Annotated in this window: 16 protein-coding genes, 21 tRNA genes and 1 rRNA gene; 34 read left to right on the top strand and 4 right to left on the bottom strand. The window is 43.7% G+C overall.

What is annotated here, in order from left to right:
* Nucleotides 1-177: 177 nt before the first annotated feature.
* From rrf to ACIFOD_RS07025, 27 genes are all read left to right on the top strand, one after another.
* A 5S ribosomal RNA gene (gene rrf, locus ACIFOD_RS06895) occupies nt 178-294 on the top strand.
* Between the two features lie 10 nt (nt 295-304).
* A tRNA-Val gene (locus tag ACIFOD_RS06900) sits at nt 305-380 on the top strand.
* A gap of 93 nt (nt 381-473) precedes the next feature.
* Nucleotides 474-549, top strand: a tRNA-Thr gene (locus tag ACIFOD_RS06905).
* 29 nt (nt 550-578) lie between these two features.
* Nucleotides 579-654, top strand: a tRNA-Lys gene (locus tag ACIFOD_RS06910).
* A 40-nt stretch (nt 655-694) separates the two neighbouring features.
* A tRNA-Leu gene (locus ACIFOD_RS06915) sits at nt 695-779 on the top strand.
* A 6-nt stretch (nt 780-785) separates the two neighbouring features.
* Nucleotides 786-860: transfer RNA gene (locus ACIFOD_RS06920), tRNA-Gly, on the top strand.
* A gap of 9 nt (nt 861-869) precedes the next feature.
* Nucleotides 870-958, top strand: a tRNA-Leu gene (locus ACIFOD_RS06925).
* Nucleotides 959-1,060: 102 nt separating this feature from the next.
* Nucleotides 1,061-1,137, top strand: a tRNA-Arg gene (locus tag ACIFOD_RS06930).
* Between the two features lie 6 nt (nt 1,138-1,143).
* Nucleotides 1,144-1,220 (top strand) — tRNA-Pro (locus ACIFOD_RS06935).
* A 7-nt stretch (nt 1,221-1,227) separates the two neighbouring features.
* Nucleotides 1,228-1,303, top strand: a tRNA-Ala gene (locus tag ACIFOD_RS06940).
* A gap of 113 nt (nt 1,304-1,416) precedes the next feature.
* A tRNA-Met gene (locus tag ACIFOD_RS06945) sits at nt 1,417-1,493 on the top strand.
* 4 nt (nt 1,494-1,497) lie between these two features.
* Nucleotides 1,498-1,574: transfer RNA gene (locus ACIFOD_RS06950), tRNA-Ile, on the top strand.
* A gap of 16 nt (nt 1,575-1,590) precedes the next feature.
* Nucleotides 1,591-1,683 (top strand) — tRNA-Ser (locus tag ACIFOD_RS06955).
* Nucleotides 1,684-1,716: 33 nt separating this feature from the next.
* Nucleotides 1,717-1,790: transfer RNA gene (locus ACIFOD_RS06960), tRNA-Met, on the top strand.
* Nucleotides 1,791-1,926: 136 nt separating this feature from the next.
* Nucleotides 1,927-2,003, top strand: a tRNA-Asp gene (locus tag ACIFOD_RS06965).
* Nucleotides 2,004-2,054: 51 nt separating this feature from the next.
* Nucleotides 2,055-2,130, top strand: a tRNA-Phe gene (locus tag ACIFOD_RS06970).
* 22 nt (nt 2,131-2,152) lie between these two features.
* Nucleotides 2,153-2,228: transfer RNA gene (locus tag ACIFOD_RS06975), tRNA-His, on the top strand.
* 20 nt (nt 2,229-2,248) lie between these two features.
* Nucleotides 2,249-2,322 (top strand) — tRNA-Gly (locus ACIFOD_RS06980).
* 9 nt (nt 2,323-2,331) lie between these two features.
* Nucleotides 2,332-2,408, top strand: a tRNA-Ile gene (locus tag ACIFOD_RS06985).
* 9 nt (nt 2,409-2,417) lie between these two features.
* Nucleotides 2,418-2,492, top strand: a tRNA-Asn gene (locus ACIFOD_RS06990).
* Nucleotides 2,493-2,499: 7 nt separating this feature from the next.
* Nucleotides 2,500-2,590 (top strand) — tRNA-Ser (locus tag ACIFOD_RS06995).
* Nucleotides 2,591-2,596: 6 nt separating this feature from the next.
* Nucleotides 2,597-2,668, top strand: a tRNA-Glu gene (locus ACIFOD_RS07000).
* An 856-nt stretch (nt 2,669-3,524) separates the two neighbouring features.
* Nucleotides 3,525-5,375: a 1,4-alpha-glucan branching enzyme gene (gene glgB, locus ACIFOD_RS07005; RefSeq protein ID WP_430314042.1), complete on the top strand. Its 1,851-nt coding sequence runs from the start codon at nt 3,525-3,527 to the stop codon at nt 5,373-5,375.
* Between the two features lie 14 nt (nt 5,376-5,389).
* Nucleotides 5,390-6,547 carry a glucose-1-phosphate adenylyltransferase gene (locus ACIFOD_RS07010; protein WP_430314043.1) on the top strand — a complete coding sequence of 386 codons (1,158 nt, stop codon included), beginning with the start codon at nt 5,390-5,392 and terminating at the stop codon, nt 6,545-6,547.
* Between the two features lie 40 nt (nt 6,548-6,587).
* Nucleotides 6,588-7,616, top strand: coding sequence for a sugar phosphate nucleotidyltransferase (locus tag ACIFOD_RS07015; RefSeq protein ID WP_430314044.1), 1,029 nt, complete (start codon nt 6,588-6,590; stop codon nt 7,614-7,616).
* Nucleotides 7,613-9,058, top strand: coding sequence for a glycogen synthase GlgA (gene glgA, locus ACIFOD_RS07020; RefSeq protein ID WP_430314045.1), 1,446 nt, complete (start codon nt 7,613-7,615; stop codon nt 9,056-9,058). The genes ACIFOD_RS07015 and glgA overlap by 4 nt, the downstream gene beginning before the upstream one ends.
* The gene (locus ACIFOD_RS07025; protein ID WP_430314046.1) at nt 9,048-11,453 is read left to right on the top strand and encodes a glycogen/starch/alpha-glucan phosphorylase; all 2,406 of its coding nucleotides are present in this window, start codon (nt 9,048-9,050) and stop codon (nt 11,451-11,453) included. The genes glgA and ACIFOD_RS07025 overlap by 11 nt, the downstream gene beginning before the upstream one ends.
* 36 nt (nt 11,454-11,489) lie before the next feature.
* Here the strand turns inward: ACIFOD_RS07025 and ACIFOD_RS07030 are convergent, their stop codons facing one another.
* Nucleotides 11,490-12,254 (bottom strand): TraR/DksA C4-type zinc finger protein, encoded by a 765-nt coding sequence (locus ACIFOD_RS07030; RefSeq protein WP_430314082.1) that lies wholly within the window; start codon nt 12,252-12,254, stop codon nt 11,490-11,492.
* A gap of 113 nt (nt 12,255-12,367) precedes the next feature.
* Nucleotides 12,368-13,291, bottom strand: coding sequence for a 1,4-dihydroxy-2-naphthoate polyprenyltransferase (locus ACIFOD_RS07035; protein WP_430314047.1), 924 nt, complete (start codon nt 13,289-13,291; stop codon nt 12,368-12,370).
* A 302-nt stretch (nt 13,292-13,593) separates the two neighbouring features.
* On the opposite strand from ACIFOD_RS07035, the gene ACIFOD_RS07040 reads away from it, so the two are divergent.
* The 7 genes from ACIFOD_RS07040 (at nt 13,594) to ACIFOD_RS07070 (ending at nt 21,507) form a co-directional block, all read left to right on the top strand.
* A complete protein-coding gene (locus ACIFOD_RS07040) occupies nt 13,594-15,003 on the top strand; it encodes an isochorismate synthase (protein ID WP_430314048.1) in 1,410 nt (469 codons plus the stop codon).
* Nucleotides 14,996-16,738: a 2-succinyl-5-enolpyruvyl-6-hydroxy-3-cyclohexene-1-carboxylic-acid synthase gene (gene menD / locus ACIFOD_RS07045; protein WP_430314049.1), complete on the top strand. Its 1,743-nt coding sequence runs from the start codon at nt 14,996-14,998 to the stop codon at nt 16,736-16,738. The genes ACIFOD_RS07040 and menD overlap by 8 nt, the downstream gene beginning before the upstream one ends.
* Complete coding sequence (gene menH, locus ACIFOD_RS07050; RefSeq protein ID WP_430314050.1) at nt 16,735-17,544, top strand: 2-succinyl-6-hydroxy-2,4-cyclohexadiene-1-carboxylate synthase; 810 nt, start codon at nt 16,735-16,737, stop codon at nt 17,542-17,544. The genes menD and menH overlap by 4 nt, the downstream gene beginning before the upstream one ends.
* A gap of 15 nt (nt 17,545-17,559) precedes the next feature.
* A complete protein-coding gene (menB, locus tag ACIFOD_RS07055) occupies nt 17,560-18,378 on the top strand; it encodes a 1,4-dihydroxy-2-naphthoyl-CoA synthase (protein ID WP_430314051.1) in 819 nt (272 codons plus the stop codon).
* Nucleotides 18,379-18,471: 93 nt separating this feature from the next.
* On the top strand, nt 18,472-19,962 hold the full coding sequence (locus tag ACIFOD_RS07060) for an o-succinylbenzoate--CoA ligase (protein ID WP_430314052.1): 1,491 nt from the start codon (nt 18,472-18,474) through the stop codon (nt 19,960-19,962).
* A complete protein-coding gene (gene menC, locus ACIFOD_RS07065; protein WP_430314053.1) occupies nt 19,952-21,058 on the top strand; it encodes an o-succinylbenzoate synthase in 1,107 nt (368 codons plus the stop codon). Before ACIFOD_RS07060 ends, menC begins: the two co-directional genes overlap by 11 nt.
* A gap of 77 nt (nt 21,059-21,135) precedes the next feature.
* Nucleotides 21,136-21,507, top strand: coding sequence for a VOC family protein (locus ACIFOD_RS07070; RefSeq protein WP_430314054.1), 372 nt, complete (start codon nt 21,136-21,138; stop codon nt 21,505-21,507).
* A 55-nt stretch (nt 21,508-21,562) separates the two neighbouring features.
* Here the strand turns inward: ACIFOD_RS07070 and ACIFOD_RS07075 are convergent, their stop codons facing one another.
* Together ACIFOD_RS07075 and ACIFOD_RS07080 are read right to left on the bottom strand one after the other, a co-directional pair.
* A complete protein-coding gene (locus ACIFOD_RS07075) occupies nt 21,563-22,285 on the bottom strand; it encodes a 3-ketoacyl-ACP reductase (RefSeq protein WP_397554447.1) in 723 nt (240 codons plus the stop codon).
* A gap of 123 nt (nt 22,286-22,408) precedes the next feature.
* Nucleotides 22,409-23,440: a cytochrome d ubiquinol oxidase subunit II gene (locus tag ACIFOD_RS07080; RefSeq protein ID WP_430314055.1), complete on the bottom strand. Its 1,032-nt coding sequence runs from the start codon at nt 23,438-23,440 to the stop codon at nt 22,409-22,411.
* Between the last annotated feature and the right edge of the window lie 2 nt (nt 23,441-23,442).

Here is a 23,442-nt window from a genome sequence, read left to right on the forward strand (position 1 = left end):
TAACCACAAAGAGTCATTTTTTAAATGAACACAATTGGTCGATATTCGGCTTTCTTGACATCAATTCTTTATCTAGTTTTCAGGGTATGAATTTTATACGAAAATATAAAAAAAGCCTTGAAAAATTATATCTACGCGATATAATAATACTTGTCCTTTAAAAGAGACAAGAAATAGTCTGGTGATAATGGCGAAGAGGTCACACCCGTTCCCATGCCGAACACGGAAGTTAAGCTCTTCAGCGCCGATGGTAGTTGGGGGATCTCCCCCTGTGAGAGTAGGACGTCGCCAGGCTTTATATTTTGGAGGATTAGCTCAGCTGGGAGAGCATCTGCCTTACAAGCAGAGGGTCGGCGGTTCGATCCCGTCATCCTCCACCAAGTTTTTTTACGCAAGTAAAATAAACTACAGAAAATTGCGTAAGCAAAATATCTCTCCATACTTTCTTTAAAAATTGTTTGATAATCATATATGCCGGTGTAGCTCAACTGGTAGAGCAACTGACTTGTAATCAGTAGGTTGGGGGTTCAAGTCCTCTTGCCGGCACCATTTTGGTTCTAAATATCATCTTTTCAGATGAGCCATTAGCTCAGTTGGTAGAGCATCTGACTTTTAATCAGAGGGTCGAAGGTTCGAATCCTTCATGGCTCACCAAAGATTTTTGCGTAGCAAAATATCTTTCCATTTATATCATGCGGGTGTGGCGGAATTGGCAGACGCACCAGACTTAGGATCTGGCGCCGCAAGGCGTGGGGGTTCAAGTCCCTTCACCCGCACCATTTTTTGCGGAAGTAGTTCAGTGGTAGAACACCACCTTGCCAAGGTGGGGGTCGCGGGTTCGAATCCCGTCTTCCGCTCCAGAAGATTTTGCCGGGGTGGCGGAACTGGCAGACGCACAGGACTTAAAATCCTGCGGTAGGTGACTACCGTACCGGTTCGATTCCGGTCCTCGGCACCAAGTTTTTTTGCGAGAGCAAAATAAACTTCATTGGTTTGCGTAAGCAAAATATCTTTCCTTAACTTGCGATTGTCAGTAAGGAAAGAACAATATAATCATTTAGCGCCCGTAGCTCAATTGGATAGAGCGTTTGACTACGGATCAAAAGGTTAGGGGTTCGACTCCTCTCGGGCGCGCCATATTATCGGGAAGTAGCTCAGCTTGGTAGAGCACTTGGTTTGGGACCAAGGGGTCGCAGGTTCGAATCCTGTCTTCCCGACCACTTCTTTGGGGCCTTAGCTCAGCTGGGAGAGCGCCTGCTTTGCACGCAGGAGGTCAGCGGTTCGATCCCGCTAGGCTCCACCAAGTTTTTTTGCACCAGCAAAATAATCTTCATCGGTTTTTTTGCGAAAGCAAAATAAACGTCATTGATATTTGAGAGATCCATCTATCAATTAATTTGATATTAAATGTATCTTGGCGGTGTAGCTCAGCTGGCTAGAGCGTACGGTTCATACCCGTGAGGTCGGGGGTTCGATCCCCTCCGCCGCTACCAAAAGGGACCTTTAGCTCAGTTGGTTAGAGCAGACGGCTCATAACCGTCCGGTCGTAGGTTCGAGTCCTACAAGGTCCACCAAGTACCATTTCATTACGGAGGAATACCCAAGTCCGGCTGAAGGGATCGGTCTTGAAAACCGACAGGGGTGTAACAGCCCGCGGGGGTTCGAATCCCCCTTCCTCCTCCATATTTACTTTAATGGGAATTTCATTTTTATCGTCGCGGGGTGGAGCAGTTCGGTAGCTCGTCGGGCTCATAACCCGAAGGTCGCAGGTTCAAATCCTGTCCCCGCAATACCATTTTTGACTCAGGATAGGATAATCCTTGATGAGTCACGCATGGATAGTTATTTTGACTAACGTCAAGGTAATGAAACCTATTTTGCTTACGCAAATAATGAAAGTTATTTTGACTAACGTCAAAAAACTCTGGTCCGGTAGTTCAGTTGGTTAGAATGCCTGCCTGTCACGCAGGAGGTCGCGGGTTCGAGTCCCGTCCGGACCGCCATTTTCTTTTTGTAAGATTATGGTTCATAATTAAATATTATACTCTAAGTAAGGCTCAGTAGCTCAGTTGGTAGAGCAATGGACTGAAAATCCATGTGTCGGCGGTTCGATTCCGTCCTGAGCCACCATTTTTTATTTGAAGACATTATGGCGGTTGTGGCGAAGTGGTTAACGCACCTGATTGTGGTTCAGGCATTCGTGGGTTCGATTCCCATCAGTCGCCCCATATCTTCTTATATAAATAGTGCGGGTGTAGTTTAGTGGTAAAACCTCAGCCTTCCAAGCTGATGATGAGGGTTCGATTCCCTTCACCCGCTCCAATTATTTTTGGGCCTATAGCTCAGCTGGTTAGAGCGCACGCCTGATAAGCGTGAGGTCGGTGGTTCGAGTCCACTTAGGCCCACCATTTCATTATTCCGCAGTAGCTCAGTGGTAGAGCTATCGGCTGTTAACCGATCGGTCGCAAGTTCGAATCTTGCCTGCGGAGCCAATAATATGGGGAAGTACTCAAGTGGCTGAAGAGGCGCCCCTGCTAAGGGTGTAGGTCGGGCAACCGGCGCGAGGGTTCAAATCCCTCCTTCTCCGCCATATTATGGCCCATTGGTCAAGCGGTTAAGACACCGCCCTTTCACGGCGGTAACACGGGTTCGAATCCCGTATGGGTCATCTAAAAAAAGACTATCATTTTTGATAGTCTTTTTTTGTTGTACAAAGTAAAATTGGTGGTCATTTTATTAAAAATAAATTAAAAACATGACTTAATGAAGCGATTTAATTGAGTATGGAGCCAGATCGGGATTAAAATAAGCGGTTTTACATGAGAAAGCATGCTTCTACTTCTGTACGAGGGATATATTATCGACTATGACCACTTTATTATCGACTTTCCACCATATATTATCGACTTTGGCCACTTTATTATCGACTTTCCAACATTTATTATCAACTTCTACACTCTTCTTATTAGCTCGAATTTTTCAATACGATAATCGCAAGATGTGAGGGGATATTCAGTCAGTGATCATCGAAGAATAAAAGGCATCAACCACCTCTTAATCTCCCCATTAATCTTCTCAAAGTATTGAATAGCCCCCTACCTCCTCCAAAGATTACACTATGCATGATTCCTCCTTTATTGTCCCATAAAACAGGGTTTATCCACCCTAAACAAGCAACCGCCAGATTTTTCATCCATTCCTAATCACTCCTCAATTCGACATCGCCATCAATCTCACAACCAGCCAAAAACGATACAAAATACCGGAATCCTTCTGCATTTCCCGAAAATTTCACTTTTTTAATAAAAAAACTTTCGACAAATTTCGCTATGAATTCAACATGTTTCCCCTATGTTCTTCCAATGTAAACCTTACCATTTAGTAAGACTTTCCAAAAGCGAACCATATTATCATTAGTATGTAGGAAATTGTCGTAATTGAGCGACGATAATAAAGAGGATTTTGATGAAGTTGAAAGAAAGTAGTAAGTAGATTGAAAAAATGTAGGTGAGTTGATGAACGCAATGACCATATCAGATTATGATGTTTTTTTGTTTCATGAGGGAAATTTGCAGCAGGCCTATCAGTTTATGGGTTCTCATGTGAGAAGAGATTCCACTGGGACCTATACAGAATTTTGCGTTTGGGCACCGAAAGCAAGACATGTTTCATTGGTTGGATCGTTTAATCATTGGAATGGAGCCGGGTATGAACTTACACGGCGGAATAACGAAGGTTTATGGACAATTCGCATTGATGGGGATCTATCGGGTGAAACGTATAAGTACGAGATTACCACTCTATCAGGGTTGAAGAAACTGAAGGCGGATCCATATGGGTTTGCATCTGAGAAGCGTCCAAATACTGCAAGCGTGGTGTATGAGCTGCAGGGATTTTCTTGGGAGGATGAGAAGTGGCTGGAGGATCGAGCCAGTTCGACGGTCTATGACAAGCCTATGGCGATTTATGAAGTGCATTTGGGCACATGGAAGAAGAAAGCGGGTAAGTTTCTTTCTTATAAGGAATTAGCTCAGCAATTAATTCCTCATGTGAAAGAACAAGGATTTACACATATTGAGTTGCTGCCTGTCACGGAGCATCCGTTTGATCGTTCTTGGGGGTATCAGGGTACTGGTTATTATTCTCCGACTAGTCGCTACGGCTCACCTCATGAATTGATGGCGTTCGTGAATGAATGTCATTTACATAATATTGGCGTGATTCTGGATTGGGTCCCTGGTCATTTTTGTAAAGATGCCCACGGATTATATGAATTTGATGGTTCGTTTGCTTATGAGTATGGAGAGGAACGGGACCGGGAGAATTATACGTGGGGCACGGCAAATTTTGATTTAGGTAAGGGGGAAGTTAGAAGCTTCCTGATTTCGAATGCACGTTTCTGGATGGATCTGTATCATATTGATGGTTTCCGGATTGATGCGGTGGCCAATATTATTTACTGGGCAAACCAGGGAGAGCTTGCTCCTAATGAGGGAGCCTTACAGTTTCTAAAAAACTTGAATAAGGCCGTTTTTGAGTATGACTCTTCGATTTTGATGATAGCAGAGGATTCTACAGACTGGCCTCAGGTGACATCCCCTGTCCATTATGGAGGACTGGGCTTTAATTATAAGTGGAATATGGGATGGATGAATGACGTCCTTAAATATATGGAAACAGATACGTCTGAAAGAAGGCATGTACATTCTCTTATAACATTTTCATTGTTATATGCGTATTCAGAGAATTATGTGCTTCCGTTTTCCCATGACGAGGTGGTCCATGGGAAGAAGTCATTATTGAATAAAATGCCCGGTGATTACTGGCAGAAATTCGCTCAATTCCGGCTGCTTCTAAGCTATATGATGGCTCATCCAGGGAAAAAGCTTCTGTTTATGGGAAGTGAACTTGCCCCGTTTTCAGAGTGGAAGGATTTAGAAGAATTAGATTGGCATTTATTGGATTACGATTTTCATCACAAATTCAATTCATATTTTAAAGAACTTATGCATTTATATAAAGGTGCTGAACCATTATTCCAAATGGATCATCGTTCAGAAGGATTTGAATGGGTGGATGTGGATAATAGAGAGCAGCAGATTTTCTCTTTTATCAGAAATGGGAAAGAGAAGGGAGATCATCTTGTAGTGATCTGTAATTTCAGCCCTCATGTGTACCACCAGTATAAGGTGGGTGTGAATAAGGTTTCTTCTTATGAAGAAATTTGGAATAGCGATGATGAACGATTTGGGGGTTCTCATCAGGTGAATCCAATTCCTCTTGTTGTGCACAATGACTCGTATCATGGAAGAGATGGATATGTGGAAATGACGATTCCACCATACGCAGCCGTTTATTTAAAACCAATAGATTGAAAGGGGAGAGAAGGATGGGAAAAGGTAGATGTGTAGCGATGTTATTAGCAGGTGGAAAAGGGAGTCGGTTAAGCTCATTGACAAAGAGCCTAGCAAAACCAGCTGTACCGTTTGGAGGGAAATACCGCATTATTGATTTCACATTGAGCAATTGTACGAACTCAGGGATTGACACGGTGGGTGTTCTTACTCAGTACCAACCATTAGTACTGAATTCTTATATCGGGATTGGAAGTGCATGGGATCTTGATCGTAAAAATGGTGGAGTGACCGTACTGCCGCCTTATGCGGAATCATCCGAGATGCGCTGGTATACGGGAACGGCCAGTGCAATCTATCAAAATATGAACTATCTTGAGCAATATGATCCTGAATATGTATTGATTCTATCGGGAGATCACATTTACAAGATGGACTACAGCAAAATGCTGGATTTTCACATTGAGAAGAAAGCAGACGTCTCGATTTCTGTCATTGAAGTAGGCTGGGATGAGGCAAGCAGGTTTGGTCTTATGAACACAAATGAGGAAATGAGAATCACAGAGTTCGAGGAAAAACCGGCTTTTCCTAAGAGTAATCTAGCTTCGATGGGTATCTATATTTTCAATTATTCAGTGCTTAAGGATTACTTGGAGATGGATGAGCGTAATCCCGATTCCAGCCATGACTTTGGGAAGGATGTTATCCCTTTGTTGCTTGATGAGAAGAAAAAACTGATGGCTTATCCGTTTAAAGGGTACTGGAAAGATGTTGGAACGGTTAAGAGCCTATGGGAAGCCAATATGGACTTGATTGATGAGGAAAATGAGCTGAATCTGTTCGATCACGACTGGAGAGTGTATTCGGTTAATCCAAATGAGCCGCCTCAATATATTTCTGAAGAAGCCTCTGTGGAGGGATCTCTTGTGAACGAAGGATGTACGATTGAAGGTACCATCCGCAAATCCGTCCTGTTTCAAGGAACCACAGTGAAAAAGGGGGCGCATGTCAGTCGCTCAGTCATTATGCCGGATGCTGTCATTGGGGAAAACGCCTATATCGAGCAGGCGATCGTGCCGTCGAATGTCAAGGTTCCGAGCGGCCTATGCATCATGCCGGAAGAAGGATCGGATGAAATCATTTTGGTTACGGAATCATTCATTGAAACACTACTGGAACAAGAAAGAGTGTAAGGGTTGAAGACCACATTACAACATAAGAGGAGGAAGTGTTTTGAAAAATACTATGCTTGGAGTTATTGATGCTACTAGTTACTATGATTCGTTAGAGGATTTACTGTTACATCGTTCATTAGCTGCCCTTCCAATTGCGGGCAGATACCGCCTGATCGACTTTGTACTTTCCAATATGGTGAATTCGGATATTGGTTCCGTTGCGATCTTCCCTAAGTTTCAATACCGTTCCCTTATGGATCATCTTGGATCGGGGAAGAACTGGGATCTGAACCGAAAGCGTGATGGGTTGTTTTTCTTCCCGGCACCAGGCCTGGAAGCAAGTGAAGAGGGTGTGGGGTCATTTAATCACTTCGCTCATCACCTGGACTATTTTAAGCGAAGTACACAGGAGTACGCATTGATCAGCAATTGCTTTACGTTATGTAATATTGACTACCAACCGGTCCTGCAACGCCATATGCGAATCGGCTGTGATATAACGGACATGCGTCATAACGGAAACTCTTTAGACATGTACTTGGTGAAAACGAATACACTCATTGATTTGATCCAGAAACGACGTGAAACAGGCTATACATGTATGCAGGATGTCGTGGAGGATATGGATAGCGGTTATAAGGTGTGCGGCTATGAGCATGATGGATTTGTTCAAACGATTGATTGCATTGAAGAGTACTATGATGCCAGCATGAAGCTAATGAACTTATCTTATTGGAAAGAGCTGTTCAAGAAAGATATGCCAATCTATACAAAGGTGAAGGATGAGCCGCCGACACGCTACACATCAGCAGCAAGTGTGAAAAATAGCATCATCGCCAATGGTTGCTTCATTGAAGGCCAAGTGAAGAATTCTACGATGTTCAGAGCGGTGAAGGTTGGAAAAAATACAACGATTTCGAGCAGCATCATTATGCAGAAGAGCCAAATTGGAGATAACTGTGTACTAGAGAATGTGATCTTGGATAAAGATGTGAAAATTGAGGATGGCGTAAAGCTTATCGGAGATCCAAATAACCCAATAGTCATTCGCAAAGGGATGATTCAAGGAGCGCTGATGAATTCGTGAAAGTGTTATTTGTAGTATCCGAGTGTGTCCCTTTCATTAAATCTGGAGGCTTAGCGGACGTTGCAGGAGCCCTGCCTAAGGAGTTAAGGAGTTTAGGGACGGATGTCAGGGTGATTCTGCCTAAATACGGTGGAATCCCTCAGGAGTTTCGTACGAAAATGAAACGAAAGAAAGAGTTTTTCGTGTCAGTTGGCTGGCGAAATCAGTATTGTGGAATTGAAGAGTACAATGAAAATGGAGTAACGTATTATTTTGTCGACAATGAATACTATTTTAATCGGGATCGTCTATACGGATATTTTGATGACGGGGAGCGATTCGCGTACTTTACAAGAGCCGTATTGGAAAGTATCGCTGTCCTCGATTTTTACCCTGATGTGATTCACTGTCATGATTGGCACACAGGCATGGTTCCGTTCTTGTTGAGAAGCGAGTATCAGGAGAGACCCGGCTATTCCTTTATCCGTAGCGTGTTCACCATTCATAATCTGCAATTTCAAGGGATTTATCCTAAACAGGTGATGACTGACTTGTTAGACATCCCTGAGAGGTATTTTCATCATGAATACCTCGAGTTTTATGGAAACATCAATTTCATGAAAGGGGCACTCATTTCTTCGGATTTTGTCACAACTGTGAGTCCTACATATAAAGAAGAAATCCTCACGCCTTACTATGGAGAAAAGCTTCATAATATCCTGGGTCAACGATACAACCAATTATTGGGTATCCTAAATGGAATCGACGATGAAGTGTACAATCCGGATGAGGGAGAGTTTCCTTATTTCAGCGGCAACCTTCATGGGAAGAAGCAGGCAAAGCGCCATCTGCAAAAAAGCCTCGGGCTCGAGGAGAATGAAGGAATCCCTCTTGTATCCATCATTTCAAGGTTAACGAATCAAAAAGGGCTTGAGCTGGTCAGGGGAGTCTTTCATGAAATGATCCAGGAAAATGTTCAGTTTGTCCTGTTGGGAACAGGGGATTGGGAGTTTGAACAGTTCTTCAGGGAGATGGAATGGACGTATCCGGATAAGGTCAGAGTGCAAATCGGATTTAATGAGGAACTGGCAAAACAGATCTATTCTGCCAGTGATTTGTTCCTGATGCCTTCTAAGTTCGAACCGTGCGGACTGGGTCAATTAATTGCCATGAGATATGGAGCCCTTCCGCTTGTCCGGGAAACAGGCGGATTGAACGATACGGTTGAATCCTATAATGAAGAAACGAAGACAGGGAACGGTTTTTCGTTTAAGAACTTTAATGCTCACGATATGCTCTACACTTATCGAAGAGCTCTATCGTATTTCTACGAAGATCCGGAAACATGGAATCATATTGTACGAACCGCAATGAATAAAGATTATAGTTGGGCCCAATCGGCCTTTAAGTATAATCAACTATATGCTGACCTGGTATCAAGGAGTGAAAGCCATGTTTTCTGATCCAATTGAATTTAAAGAAATGTTTCTGAAGAAGCTTGAAATGATGTATGGAAAGACGTTTCCTGAATCCACCAGTCAGGATCAGTTTTTTACATTAGGTCATCTTATACGGGAATACATCTCGATGAACTGGATTCATACGAATGAGCAGTACCGGTTCAGTAAACAAAAGCAGGTGTATTACTTATCGATTGAATTCCTCCTCGGACGCCTGCTTCGCCAGAACCTGATGAATTTAGGAATCTACGATATTGTGGATAAGGGATTGAAGGACCTGGGAATAGACCTTGCTGAAATGGAAGAGGTTGAGCACGATGCGGGACTCGGAAACGGTGGTCTGGGTCGCTTGGCTGCATGTTTCCTGGACTCCTTGGCGTCTCTTAATTTACCTGGTCATGGCTATGGGATTCGTTACAAGCATGGATTGTTTGAACAAAAGATTGTCAACGGTTTTCAGATGGAGCTTCCGGAGCAGTGGCTGCGTCATGGACATGTATGGGAAGTTCGAAAGTCAGATCTTACCGTCGAAGTGCCTTTCTGGGGTAAGGTCGAATCTTATACGGACAGTGATGTATTGAAGTTTCGACATGTGGATGCAGAAGTTGTAGCGGCCGTACCTTATGATATGCCTGTGGTGGGATTTGAGACGTCGACGGTCAATACTCTTCGTTTATGGAGTGCTGAGCCCGCTGCCTATAAAGCCGGGAAAGATATGATGAAATACAAGCGTGATACGGAAGCAATCACCGAATTTCTTTATCCTGACGATACCCATGAAGAAGGGAAAATCCTGCGACTGAAACAGCAATATTTCTTGGTATCGGCAAGCATCCGTTCTATACTTGATTCCTACCTGTATCGGAATGGGGATCTGAAGGAGCTTCATGAAAACATTTCAATCCATATCAATGATACTCATCCGGTTCTCGCGATTCCAGAACTGATGAGGGTCCTTCTTGATGAGTATTCCTTTGAATGGGAAGAAGCGTGGGAAATCACGACGAATACATTTGCCTATACGAACCATACGACTCTCTCAGAAGCATTGGAGAGATGGCCGATTCGTATTTTCCAACCCCTGCTGCCCCGCATCCATATGATCGTGAATGAAATCAATGAGCGATTCTGTCAGGAATTGTGGAAGGAGTATCCTGGTGATTGGAAGCGGATAGAGGATATGGCGATCATCTCCCATGATGAAGTGAAAATGGCTCATCTGGCGATTGTAGGAAGCTTTAGTGTGAATGGAGTGGCAAAGATTCATACTGAAATCTTAAAGCTAAGAGAAATGAACTTATTCTATCAATATTATCCTGATAAATTTAATAGTAAGACGAATGGCATTACACATAGAAGATGGCTATTGAATAGCAACCCGTCACTGGCGAATCTGATATCGTCTTCCATCGGGGATGGGTGGATTAAAGATCCCGGTAAGTTAGCGGACTTGAAAGAGTATCATCATGATACGGCGTTTCTTAAGGACCTGTATGATGTAAAACAGGAAAATAAACGGAAGCTTGCAGATCGAATATTTGAAAGTAATGGAATCGTCGTCGATCCTACTTCGATATTTGATATTCAAGTGAAGCGGCTACATGCGTATAAGCGCCAGCTGATGAATGTTTTACACATTCTTCACCTCTATAATCGCTGTGTGGAAGATCCAAGCTTTGATTTTCATCCGCGAACGTTCATTTTTGGAGCAAAAGCATCCCCGGGTTACTACTATGCGAAGAAAATCATTAAGTTGATTCACTCTGTAGCGGATCTGGTGAATGACCACCCACTTGTAAAAGGGAGAATTAAAGTCGTCTTCCTGGAAAATTACCGGGTATCATTAGCGGAAGAAATCATTCCCGCAGCTGATTTGTCTGAACAGATTTCAACAGCCAGCAAAGAAGCCTCCGGTACAGGAAATATGAAGTTCATGATGAACGGAGCCTTGACCATCGGAACATTGGACGGGGCGAATATTGAGATTCTTGAGCAAGTAGGAAAAGAGAATATCTTTATATTTGGTTTAACGGCTGATGAAGTGATGAAATATCAGCATCACGGTGGATATTATGCAATGGAGTATTTTCACTATGATGCCCGCATCAAGAGGGTGTTGAATCAATTGATTGACGATACACTTCCCGATGCAGGTGACCATTTTGAAACCATTTATGATTCCTTACTAACCGAGAACGATCAATTCTTTGTTCTGAGGGATTTCGACTCCTATGTCAGGGCTCATGAACAAGCAGGAAAAGCGTATGAAAATAAAGAGCATTGGTCACGAATGTGCTTGCAGAACATTGCGGGCTCCGGCTATTTCTCGAGTGACCGGACGATTGAGCAGTATGCGAAAGACATATGGGGCATTGCACAGGGCAGTTTAATAAAGTAGGAAAAAGCTTGGGGAAAGTTCCCCAAGCTTTTTAAATTATTTCTTCTTCTTTTCAGAAATATAACTGTCGCCATCTTTATACGGTATGTTACCCAATGTGGATTCCATATTGTTCTCATCCAGCATATCCTCGTATTCTTCATGGGTTTTCGAAGGATAAGCCTTACGATTGGAGCCTTCCATGTCGGTTCCGACAAAAGATTCGAAATCCTCGGTAAATCCTTCTGATGTGTCTTCATCCTGATACAATTCCGAATAGTCTTCATAATCACCTTCGAAGTCAGAAGGTGTTTCGGATGTACCGAAGCGGCCTACTTCCTGAAAGCTGTCTTGATCATCCCGGACATTTCCTTCGGTTTCGTGCCTGAATTCATTATCAACAGGCGGCTGCAGTACTTCTTCCTCTACTGGTCTATCCTGGGGTGTCGATTGTTCCGGTGAATGGTCTTTACAATAAAGTGTCGTCGGAATGACTTCCAAACGCTCATAAGGAATTTCCTGACCACATTCCCTACATTGTCCATACGTTCCTTGTTCGATCGCCTGCAGGGCATTGTGAATTTTATTTAGTTCCAGTTTGGCGTGATCATCTATGGCGAAATCCTTCTCCCGTTCATATAATTCTGTTCCCATGTCTGCAGGATGATTATCGTAAAGGGAGAGTTCACCTGAGTTATCACGTTCATTTGTATGGTGAAGATTATCTAAATCCTGATGTAAATGTTCTTGTAACTGTTTTTCCTGTTGAACCAATTCTTGTTTTAGTGTCTGTTTTTGGCTGTCTGTTAACAATTTCTTCACATCCTTCATTATGTTCGCTTAAATAATGTACTAACCATACTTTATCCGAAAGTGGGGTTATTAAAACATAAAAAAAAGAGTCGTCCCTAAATGGAGGGTCGACTCACGTTTTTTTACAGCATATATGCAAGTAATAGTCCAATGGATAGCAGGAATCCAAAGATGGTGTTTGTTTGTGCGGTGGCTTTCATGGCGGGCATCATTTCGATCGGCTGTGATTTTCCGATGAATCCTGTCGTGGCCTTGACGGCTTTCGGGACACTAAGAAAGGCAACGAATAGCCAAGGTGATGAAACGCCGGCAAGGACCAGCCCGATAATCCAGCCATAGGATACGACAAACATGCCCCCCAAAAGGATGATCGCTCCTTTTCTTCCTAAAAGAATGGCGATTGTTTTTCGACCGTTTTCTTTATCACCGTCCAGGTCGCGGATGTTGTTTGCCAGCAGTATGGCGCCGACCAAAATGGATACGGGAACGGATAATAGGATGCTGTCCCCATTGATATATCCAGTCTGAATGTAAAACGATATGAGAATGATCACAAGTCCCATAAAGAACCCTGCGACGATCTCTCCGAAAGGCGTGTAAGCAATTGGCATAGGTCCTCCAGTATAAAAGTACCCCGCTGCCATGCACACTATACCTATGAGTGCCAGCCACCATGTGCTGTTAAGACAAATATAAATTCCTAATAAAAGTGCAATTCCGTACAATGAAAAGGCCAGGTTTATGACCGTGGAGGGTTTGACCCCGTTCCGGACGATTGCTCCTCCGATACCGACAGAATGCTCTGTATCAAGGCCTCGCTTATAGTCATAATACTCGTTGAACATATTGGTAGCAGCCTGGATAAGCAAACATGCAATAAGCATGGATGAAAATAATGATACGCTTACCGTAGTAAATTGCAGTGCAAGAACGGTACCTAATAAAACAGGTACAAATGCTGCTGTTAGAGTGTGTGGCCTTGTAAGCTGCCACCAGATTTTCCACCCTTTATCTGATTCCAAAACATTGGATACTTGTTGTTCCATCATACTCTCTCCCTTACGCAATAAGGAATTTTCAGAAAACATTACAATTCCTTTACAGATTAAAGTGTAGGTAAAGCGAGTGGGACTGTCAATCATTTTCTGAAAATCCGTGAAGGTGCTATTTTCCAGTAATTGAGTACTTTTACAACGCTTTTGGTTTCTCAAAAGGGGAAAAAGGGTTTATTATATATAATAAGGATAAAAATTGTATCATGTCTTAAACTTCGTTGACACACCTTGAAGACAGGTGTATCTTAAAATAAGTTTGAATATCGTACGTGATTTTGTTTGGGGGAATTCAATTGGTTACCATTCATAAAACCAAAATTGAAAAAGCATATGATACAGCCAAAATGAAGGCTAAACAAATACATCACCCCGTCCTTCTCAGCATAGTGGAGGAAGTAGATGCAGTGGATCCTCTTTCTTTTTATTATGGAGGAAGCTCTTTTACCGGAGAGCGTTTTTTATGGAAGGACCGTGATCATACCATCTCGGTGGTAGGGCTTGGAGCAGCTCATATCATGTCTGCAAATGATATAAATGACCGATTTTATACGGTTGAGAAAGAGTGGAAGCGCTTAATTGAAGAGTCAGTGATTGTGACCGGGGAAGAATGGACAGGCACAGGACCTTTGTTATTCGGGGGCTTTAGCTTTGATCCGCTTAATGACATCGGAGAAGAGTGGGAGCAATTCTCGAACGGTACGTTTCAATTACCGAAGTTTATGCTGACAAAGCCGGGGAAAACCAATTATTTAACGATGAATTTCATTTGTCATCCGGAAGAGTCGGAAGAAAGCTTATTCCATGACCTTATCAGGATCAAAGAAGAGCTTCTTGAAAACGCGGGGATGCCCATTATACCTGAACAGCCCCGATGGCTGCAAAATAGGGATATGAAGCCTCAAGAATGGAAGGATTCTGTTCAAAATGTGGTGAATCGTTTAAAACAGGGTGAGATGGATAAGGTAGTGCTTGCCAGAAAATGTGAAGTGGCATTTGAAACGAAAGTGTCATCTGACTTTGTATTGGATAATTTGTGGAAGCAGCAGCCGGATAGCTTTGTTTTCAGTTTTGAAAGGAAAGAAAGCTGTTTTATTGGAGCCACACCTGAACGACTTGTCAAGAAAACAGGAGATGATGTTCTTTCCACCTGTTTAGCAGGATCCATCGCACGCGGGGATACGCTGGAAAACGACGAGAAACTGGGAACGGAGCTCCTCCTGGATGAGAAGAACCGTTACGAGCATCAGCTTGTTGTTGAGAGCATCCATGAGGCTCTTGCACCTTACTGTGAGTCGTTGACGATTCCATCATCGCCTCAATTGATGAAACTGAAAGACATTCAGCATTTATATACTCCTGTCATCGGGCAGGCTTCTGAACATACATCCCTTTTGGAATTGGTGGGGAAATTACACCCGACTCCTGCATTAGGTGGAGTTCCGAGGGATAAAGCATTGCATGTAATCAGGGAAGAGGAAGAGATGGATCGCGGATTATATGCAGGTCCCGTAGGCTGGATCGATGCCTATGGAAATGGTGAGTATGCCGTTGCCCTTCGATCTGGTCTCCTTCAGGGAGAGAAGGCCTATTTATATGCAGGGTGTGGAATTGTGGCGGATTCCGAACCTGAAAGTGAATTTAAAGAAACTCAAATGAAATTTCGACCGATGCTAAGAGCATTAGGGGGAAACATAAATGATTGATGAACATCAGCAGAAGTTAACTCATTATTTAGCGGCATTTATTGAAGAAATGGTTGGAAATGGAGTAGACGAAGTAGTCATTAGCCCTGGCTCCCGTTCTACTCCTTTGGCGTTGTTATTCGCCCATCATCCTGATGTGAAAACATATATTAATGTAGATGAACGTTCGGCTGCTTTCTTTGCTCTAGGGGTTGCGAAGGCAAAGAAAAAGCCGGTCGCCATACTCTGTACATCCGGAACGGCAGCAGCCAATTATTATCCGGCGATTATTGAAGCACGCTACGCAAAAGTGCCATTGATCGTGCTGACGGCTGATCGTCCCCATGAGCTGAGGGAGGTAGGTGCCCCGCAAGCGATTGATCAGCTGGATCTATATGGGAAACATGTAAAATGGACAGTGGATATGGCACTGCCGGAAAATAGTCCGTCCATGCTTGAATATGCAAGATCTTCAGCATCAAGAGGAATAGGACTTTCTTTAGGAGTACCCAAAGGACCCGTCCACTTTAATTTTCCATTTAGGGAACCGTTAATTCCTGATTTAAAGAACGTTTCTTATTCAACAGGTTCACAGGTGAAAAGGGTCCTTCACGGAGAAAGGAGCCTGTCGCCCTCTGTCTCACAGGAGCTGCAGGGGATTCTCGGAAATAAAGAGAGAGGTCTGATTATTTGCGGACCGGGGCTGAATAGTGCTTCGATTGACTCCATCGTTGCCTTTAGTGAGCAATTCGGTTTTCCAATCGCAGCGGACCCCCTTTCCCAAATGAGGAGCGGCTCTCATTCGAAAGCACATATTATCGATACCTATGATACGTTCCTGAAGATTGATGAAGTGAAGGAGAGCCTGCATCCTGAAATCGTGATTCGTTTCGGAGCCATGCCTGTTTCAAAGCCTCTCACGTTGTTTCTGAAAAGCCTTTCTGACATTCCAATTTGGATCGTGAGTCCGGGGGAAGAGTGGCAGGATCCCATTGCCAAAGGAACGGAATACATCTATTGTGATGAGGGCCTATTCTGTCAAAGCATGATCAATGAAGCAAATCGCGATGGTTCATATGATTGGATCAATCACTGGAAGAATGTGAATCATTCCACAAAGGAACTGCTTCTAAAAGGTCATCTGTCGTGGGATGAAGGAATGGCAGTGAGTGAACTTATTCAACACCTGCCTGAAAAGTCGAATGTATTTGTCAGTAACAGCATGCCGATTCGGGACATGGATACCTTTTTCTTTAGTAATAATCGGTCCATCGGTATCTATGCCAATCGGGGAGCGAACGGAATTGACGGCGTGGTGTCGACAGCACTTGGAATGAGCACCTGCTCAGATTCCATGTATCTTCTGATTGGGGATCTTGCTTTCTTCCACGATTTAAACGGCCTCCTCATTGGGAAAAAATATAAGCTGAATCTGACCATAGTGGTCCTGAATAATAATGGTGGGGGAATCTTTTCCTACCTTCCGCAAGCGAGTGAAGGTGAACACTTTGAAGATCTGTTCGGCACGCCGATGGATCTGGATTTCTCTCATGCTGCCAGGCTTTACGAAGCCGGTTATTTCCGGGTGGAATCAGAAGAAGAATTTGCTCTTGCTATATCGGAAGCACAGCACAGAAATGGCTTAAAAATCATTGAAGTCATGACGAACCGCGAAGAAAATGTAGCAAATCATCGCAATTTGTGGAATTTTGTTTCCCGGGAAATGGTGAAGAAATTTAAGGGTGACGTTCATTGATCCTTCAAGTGAATGATATCCGTTATTTTGTAGAAGTTAAAGGAGAAGGAGATCCTTTGGTTTTTCTTCATGGTTTTACCGGGGATACGACGACATGGTCACGAATCACCGATCAGTTATCTACCAGGTATAGGTGCATAAGCATTGATTTGATTGGTCATGGCCGTACAGAATCACCTGAAGATCCATCAAGATATACAATGGATCATGTATCGAATGATCTTGATTCCATTTTGTCTGCACTTGAAGCAGACCAGGCAATCTTGATCGGCTATTCCATGGGAGGTCGGACGGCCCTTCACTTCGCCATGAGGTATCCTCAAAAGGTGAAGACTTTGATTCTTGAAAGTGCCTCTCCCGGATTGAAAAAGAGTGAAGAAAGAGTGGAACGGCGGAAAAAAGATCATGCGTTAGCCGACAGGATCATGAGAGAAGGAATGGAAGCCTTTGTCGACTTTTGGGAAGAGATCCCCTTGTTTGCTACTCAAAAAAGACTTACTGATGAAGAGCGTGCCGAGATTCGGAAGCAGCGCCTGGGTCAGTCCCCTTTGGGATTATCCAATAGCTTGAAAGGAATGGGAACAGGGGCTCAAGATTCTTGGTGGGACCAGCTTTGGGAGCTCTCCTGTCCAGTCTATTTACTAGTCGGAGAACTGGACCAGAAGTTTGTTCATATTGCAGAAAAAATGAAAAAACTTAATCCGGACTTTCAAATCATGACATTTCCTAACACAGGTCATGCAATTCATGTGGAAGAACCGCGAAAGTTTGGTACAATAATAGAGAATCTATTGTTTACTACATAAAGGAGGAAGAAACCAATGGCTTTTGAATGGGTTTCAGAAAGAAACTACGAAGATATTTTGTACGAAACATATAATGGAATCGCAAAAATCACGATCAATCGACCAGAAGTACGCAACGCATTTCGTCCTAAAACGGTAATGGAATTAATTGATGCATTTGCCTATGCACGTGACGATTCCAAGGTTGGAGTTATTGTCCTGACAGGTGCTGGAGAAAAGGCATTCTGTTCTGGTGGAGACCAAAGAGTCCGCGGACATGGCGGATATGTAGGGGAAGACGAAATTCCACGTCTGAACGTATTGGACTTACAACGCTTAATCCGTGTAATTCCTAAACCGGTCATTGCGATGGTAGCAGGATACGCAATCGGTGGCGGACATGTACTACACGTTGTGTGTGACCTGACGATCGCTGCTGACAATGCAATCTTCGGACAAACGGGTCCTAAGGTAGGAAGCTTTGACGCTGGATACGGTGCCGGTTATCTTGCCCGCATCATCGGACATAAGAAAGCAAAGGAAATCTGGTACCTGTGCCGTCAATACAATGCACAAGAAGCGCTTGAAATGGGACTGGTCAATACAGTTGTTCCTTATGAGCAGCTTGAAGCAGAAACGGTTCAATGGGCATCAGAAATGCTTGAGAACAGTCCTACTGCCCTTCGTTTCTTAAAGGCATCATTCAACGCGGATACAGATGGATTGGCGGGTCTGCAACAGCTTGCAGGTGACGCTACACTTCTTTACTACACAACAGATGAAGCCAAGGAAGGTCGAGACGCATTTAAAGAAAAGCGTAAACCGGACTTTGGACAATTCCCTCGTTTCCCTTGATCTAAGGTGGCCTGATGAATCTTTATGGATTCGTCGGGCTTTTTTAAATGAAGTATTTAAAGCACACACAAGAAAGGAATGGAGAATGACAGGATGACAACACAGCAATTGCCTAACTGGCTAAAACAAAGAGCGTTCTTAACCCCTGATCGGATGGCAATAAGTAATGGTGATGTGGAATATACCTTCGGAGAGCTCTGGGAAAAAGCAATTCACATCGGTGAGCAGCTTCATACCATAGTGAAATCTTCTGCACATCCTTTTGTGGGACTCATGATTAAAAATAAAGTGGAATCTGTGTTGGTCGTTCATGCCATTCAACAGCTCGGATTCACGACTGTACTATTAAATAACAAACTAAGTTCCAAGGAATTATCTTTTCAAATACAGGATATGGAGTTATCGACGGTCATTTATGACGATGAGTTTGAGGGGAAGCTGTCTTTTTTAGGGGAACACGTTAATGGGATCTCATTCTCTCAATTGCTGCAAACAGCCCCTACAAGCTTTAAAGTAAAGGATTATTTTCAGTTAGACCAAGCATGCTCGGTTATGTACACATCCGGAACGACCGGAGCTCCCAAAGGAGTCCTTCAATCATATGGAAACCATTGGTGGAGTGCCATTGGATCTTCTTTGAACCTGGGAATAAGTGAAAATGATGCCTGGCTTTGCTCGGTTCCTCTCTTTCATATAAGCGGATATTCAATCCTTATGAGAAGTGTGATTTATGGAATGAAGGTACGACTGTTTGAAACCTTCGACGTCGAGAACATCAATCAGGAGCTTGAAAGTGGAAGGGTCACGATCATGTCGGTTGTGAGCAATATGCTTCAGCGTTTGATGAACGATGCAGGGAACCGAACGTATCACCCGAATTTCCGCTGTATGCTGTTAGGCGGCGGACCTGCACCACTTCCTTTACTTCAGGCTTGTAAGGATAAGGGAGTGCCCGTCTTTCAAACGTATGGAATGACGGAAACGGCTTCTCAAATCGTGACGTTATCACCTGAATATAGTATGACGAAGCTGGGGTCAGCGGGTAAGCCACTCTTTCCTTCAGAATTAAGAATCAAGAATGAAAAGGGCGCAGCTCGAGCAAATCAAGAAGGTGAAATCCTTGTGAAAGGCCCGAATGTGACGAACGGATATTACCAAAGAGAGGAAGCCAATGCGAAGAGCTTTGAAGATGGCTGGTTCTATACTGGGGATATCGGCTTTGTAGATGAAGAGGGGTTCTTATTTGTATTGGACCGGCGATCAGACCTCATCATTTCCGGGGGAGAAAATGTGTATCCTGCGGAAATTGAAAGTGTGCTGTTAGGCTGTGACGGGGTAGAAGATGCTGGAGTGGTTGGAATTCCTAATGACACATGGGGGCAAATTCCCTGTGCGTTTATCGTTAAGAAAGAGCGTCTTACAAAAGAAGAGATCTTACATTACTGCAGCGATAATCTGGCATCGTATAAACAGCCGAAAAAAATAATCTTTGTAGATGAGGTACCACGAAATGCTTCGAACAAACTGCTGAGAAGAGTGCTCAGGGATCAGTGGGAAAAAGGAATGTATACTGATGAAGATTAAATCCATTACGCTTCACATCCTATCGATGCCATTGAAAAAGCCCTTTGTGACCCATCTGCAAACCGTTGAAAAACGGGAAGGAATCATCGTTGAGGTTCAAGATGCCGATGGATTGATTGGACTGGGAGAAGGGGTTGCTTTTTCCACACCGTGGTATACAGAAGAAACCGTGAAAACCTCCTATCATATGATTAAGGATGTACTCATTCCTCTCGTATACAGCAACCCATTTCAACACCCTGAAGAAATCGGAAAAAGATTCGATGCCGTGCGGGGAAATTCAATGGCTAAGGCTGCACTTGAAATGGCTTTATGGGATCTTTATGCAAGGCAGCAGAACGTTCCTCTCTGGGAGATGATCGGGGGGACGCGAAGAGAGATTCTTGCCGGTGCAGTCGTAGGTGCCGAATCCGTGAAAGAGATGATCCATCAGGCTGGAGAACTTGTGCAAGAAGGATATCAACGCATAAAGCTGAAAATCTCTCCTGGAGCGGATGTGGAGATTGTGAAAGAGTTGAGGGACCATTTTCCTTCTCTTACGCTATTGGCTGATGCCAATTCAGCATACTCCCTTGAAGACAAAGCCCAACTACAGGCATTGGATGCGTATGGGCTGGAGATGATCGAACAGCCTTTGGGAGTTGACGATTTAGTGGAACACTCTCTTTTACAAAAAGAGTTGCAGACTCCGATTTGTTTGGATGAGAGCATCGTAACCACTCATGATATGAAGAGTGCCATCTATTTAAATAGCTGCGGAGTGGTCAATATCAAGCTTGGCAGAGTCGGAGGGTACACAAGTGCTTTGGAAATCTACCGGTTGTGCCAGGAGAATTACATCAAAGTATGGTGTGGGGGCATGATCGAGTTTGGGGTTTCCCGGGCTCATAATCTGGCCCTTGCCACTCTCGAGGGTTTCTCGATTCCCGGGGATATTTCCTCCTCCTCGAAATATTGGGAAGAAGATATCATCACTTCTCCCATCGTTGTGAAAAATGGTGTGGTGGAACGTTTGGATGGTGCGGGGATAGGTGTGGAGTTGAATAGAAAACGGTTGAGTGAAGTGACCACGTATAGAGAAAAGTTTAACGCATAGTTGTCTTTCCCAAGTTACTTACTTATACTTGACCTATACATGAATATCTGAATTATCAATTTTCAGGAGGAGGAAATATGAAACTAGGTGCATTCTCTGTAAGTTTAAGTGTGAAAGACATTCATAAATCAAAAGCATTTTATGAAAAACTTGGATTTCAAACTTTGGGAGGGGAAATTGCCCAAAATTGGCTTATCATGAAGAATGGAAGTACTGTAATCGGTCTTTTCGAAGGTATGTTTGAAAAGAACCTCCTGACCTTTAATCCTGGCTGGGATCAAAATGCCGAAAATCTCGAATCGTTTACGGACATTCGGAACCTTCAAAAGCAGCTGAAAGAACAAGGTGTAAAAATGTTGACTGAAGCAGATGAATCAGGAGAAGGTCCTGCAAGTTTCACGATTGAAGATCCTGATGGCAATCCAATTCTTGTGGATCAACACAGATAAAAAGAAGGTTGAAAAGGAAAAGCTCAGAGCTCAATCTGAGCTTTTCTTATTTTTATTAAAAAGGGTTCGTCGCCCACTGAAGAGACTGCTTGATAAAGATGCGAGGGTGTAATTTCAGCTGAGAAACCATATGTTCCGCTAAATCCTCGGGCTGCATGTATTTCTCTTTGTCCGCTTCATCGAGCTTATCCCCAAAGGTAAGATCCGTTGCCACGAGGCTTGGGTTCAGAGTCATGACACGGATATTATGTGGACGAACTTCCTGCATCAACGCTTCTGTCATACCTTGAACGGCAAATTTCGAACCACTGTAAGCCGTGCTTTTTGCCGTGCCTTTCAATCCGCTGCTGGATGAAATAGTGATGATGTCCCCGCGGTTTTTTTCGATAAGCTGAGGCAGGACGGCCCGCGTCACATGATACGTTCCAAATACGTTGACTTCAAAAGTTTTCTTCCAATCTGCCGGATCGATTTCCAGAAAAGAGCCGTACGTTCCGATACCGGCATTATTGATCAGGATATCGGCTGAACCGAGTTCATTTTTCAGTTTCGAAATGGCTTTTTCCACTTGCTCCATATCTGAGATATCAGCTACAGCGACACTTGCCTTCACACCCAAAGATTTCGCTTCCTCTGCCACTTGTTCCAGCGTACTTTGTGTACGTGCTATCAACCCGACATGAACTCCTTCACGTGCAAGCTCCAATGCCGTTGCCTTTCCGATTCCCCGGGCAGCACCCGTAATATAAGCGATTTTACCTTTAATCGATTGTGCCACAATGGATCATCCTTTCAAATCTAATTTCTACCGTTAGTGTAAGGCTAGGGGAGTGGATACGCAAATGATTGATCTATAAGAAGGTAGAAAAATAGCTCCGAGAGTCTCGGAGCTATGGTGCAGTCATTCACTTTTTTGCCTCAAATATCGTTTATCATTCATAAACAAGCTCCAAAAGTAGACAAACCCGGGAAACAGGATGATGAATCCGACGATATAGGTGATGAACACAGCCTTAAACGAGTTGGGATCCGTGAATCCGGACTGGATCGTGACTTCCGGGTAGATGATATAGGGCAGGTGGGCTTTACCGTATACGTAGCTTGCCAGTACATATTGAAAGGTCACGGCGATGACAGCCACACGGGGCATCCCCTTCATGCCCTCTTTATTGGTGGGGAGAAATAATGCTCCCCCGGCAACCAGGAAGCCGATTAAGGAGACCCATAACAAAATCTGGTCTTCCATCATTCTTTCATAGATCCATGACGCTTCATTTTTCATGGTGAACATGATGAAGAACGCCATGACGACAGAGATTGGACCGATGATCATGGCATCCCGCCGATACACTTTAAAAGCTTCAAATTCCTTGGAAGCTTTGGAGTAGTCGGCAAGAAGTAAAGATGAAAGGAACAACGTACTGGCAACGGCAAATCCGAAGAAGGCATATTCATGCGGACTCGTAAACAGCTTCCCCAGAAGAAGCGTTTGTCCGTCTTCAAAATCGATGTAAGGTCCGTGAGAGATGGGAAGTACGCTGATGAGCAGCCCTGGAATCAGTAAGCCTGTAATCCCTGTTACATAGGTCAATGGCTTTCTGTAATCATCTGCCACGTGAGAGAATACCAGAAATGCACTTCGAATAGCCAGAAGCAGCAGGATTAAACTTCCCGGGACGAGCAAGACCGTTCCTAATGAATAGGCCGCACCCGGAAACATACTATACACTGCCACTACCAGGGCAACGATGAATGTATTCGTCACTTCCCAGGTTGGAGACAGATACCGGTTGGCGATATTGGTCGCTTTAGTTTTGTCATGATTAATGTAGACCATCGACCAAAAGCCGGCCCCGAAATCCATCGTTGCCATGACGGCATAAATAAAGACGAATCCCCATAGTATCGTGATGGCAATCAATGCTTGTGTCATAA

This window comes from Rossellomorea sp. NRS-1567 (genome assembly GCF_050467885.1).
Classification (GTDB): domain Bacteria; phylum Bacillota; class Bacilli; order Bacillales; family Bacillaceae_B; genus Rossellomorea; species Rossellomorea aquimaris_C.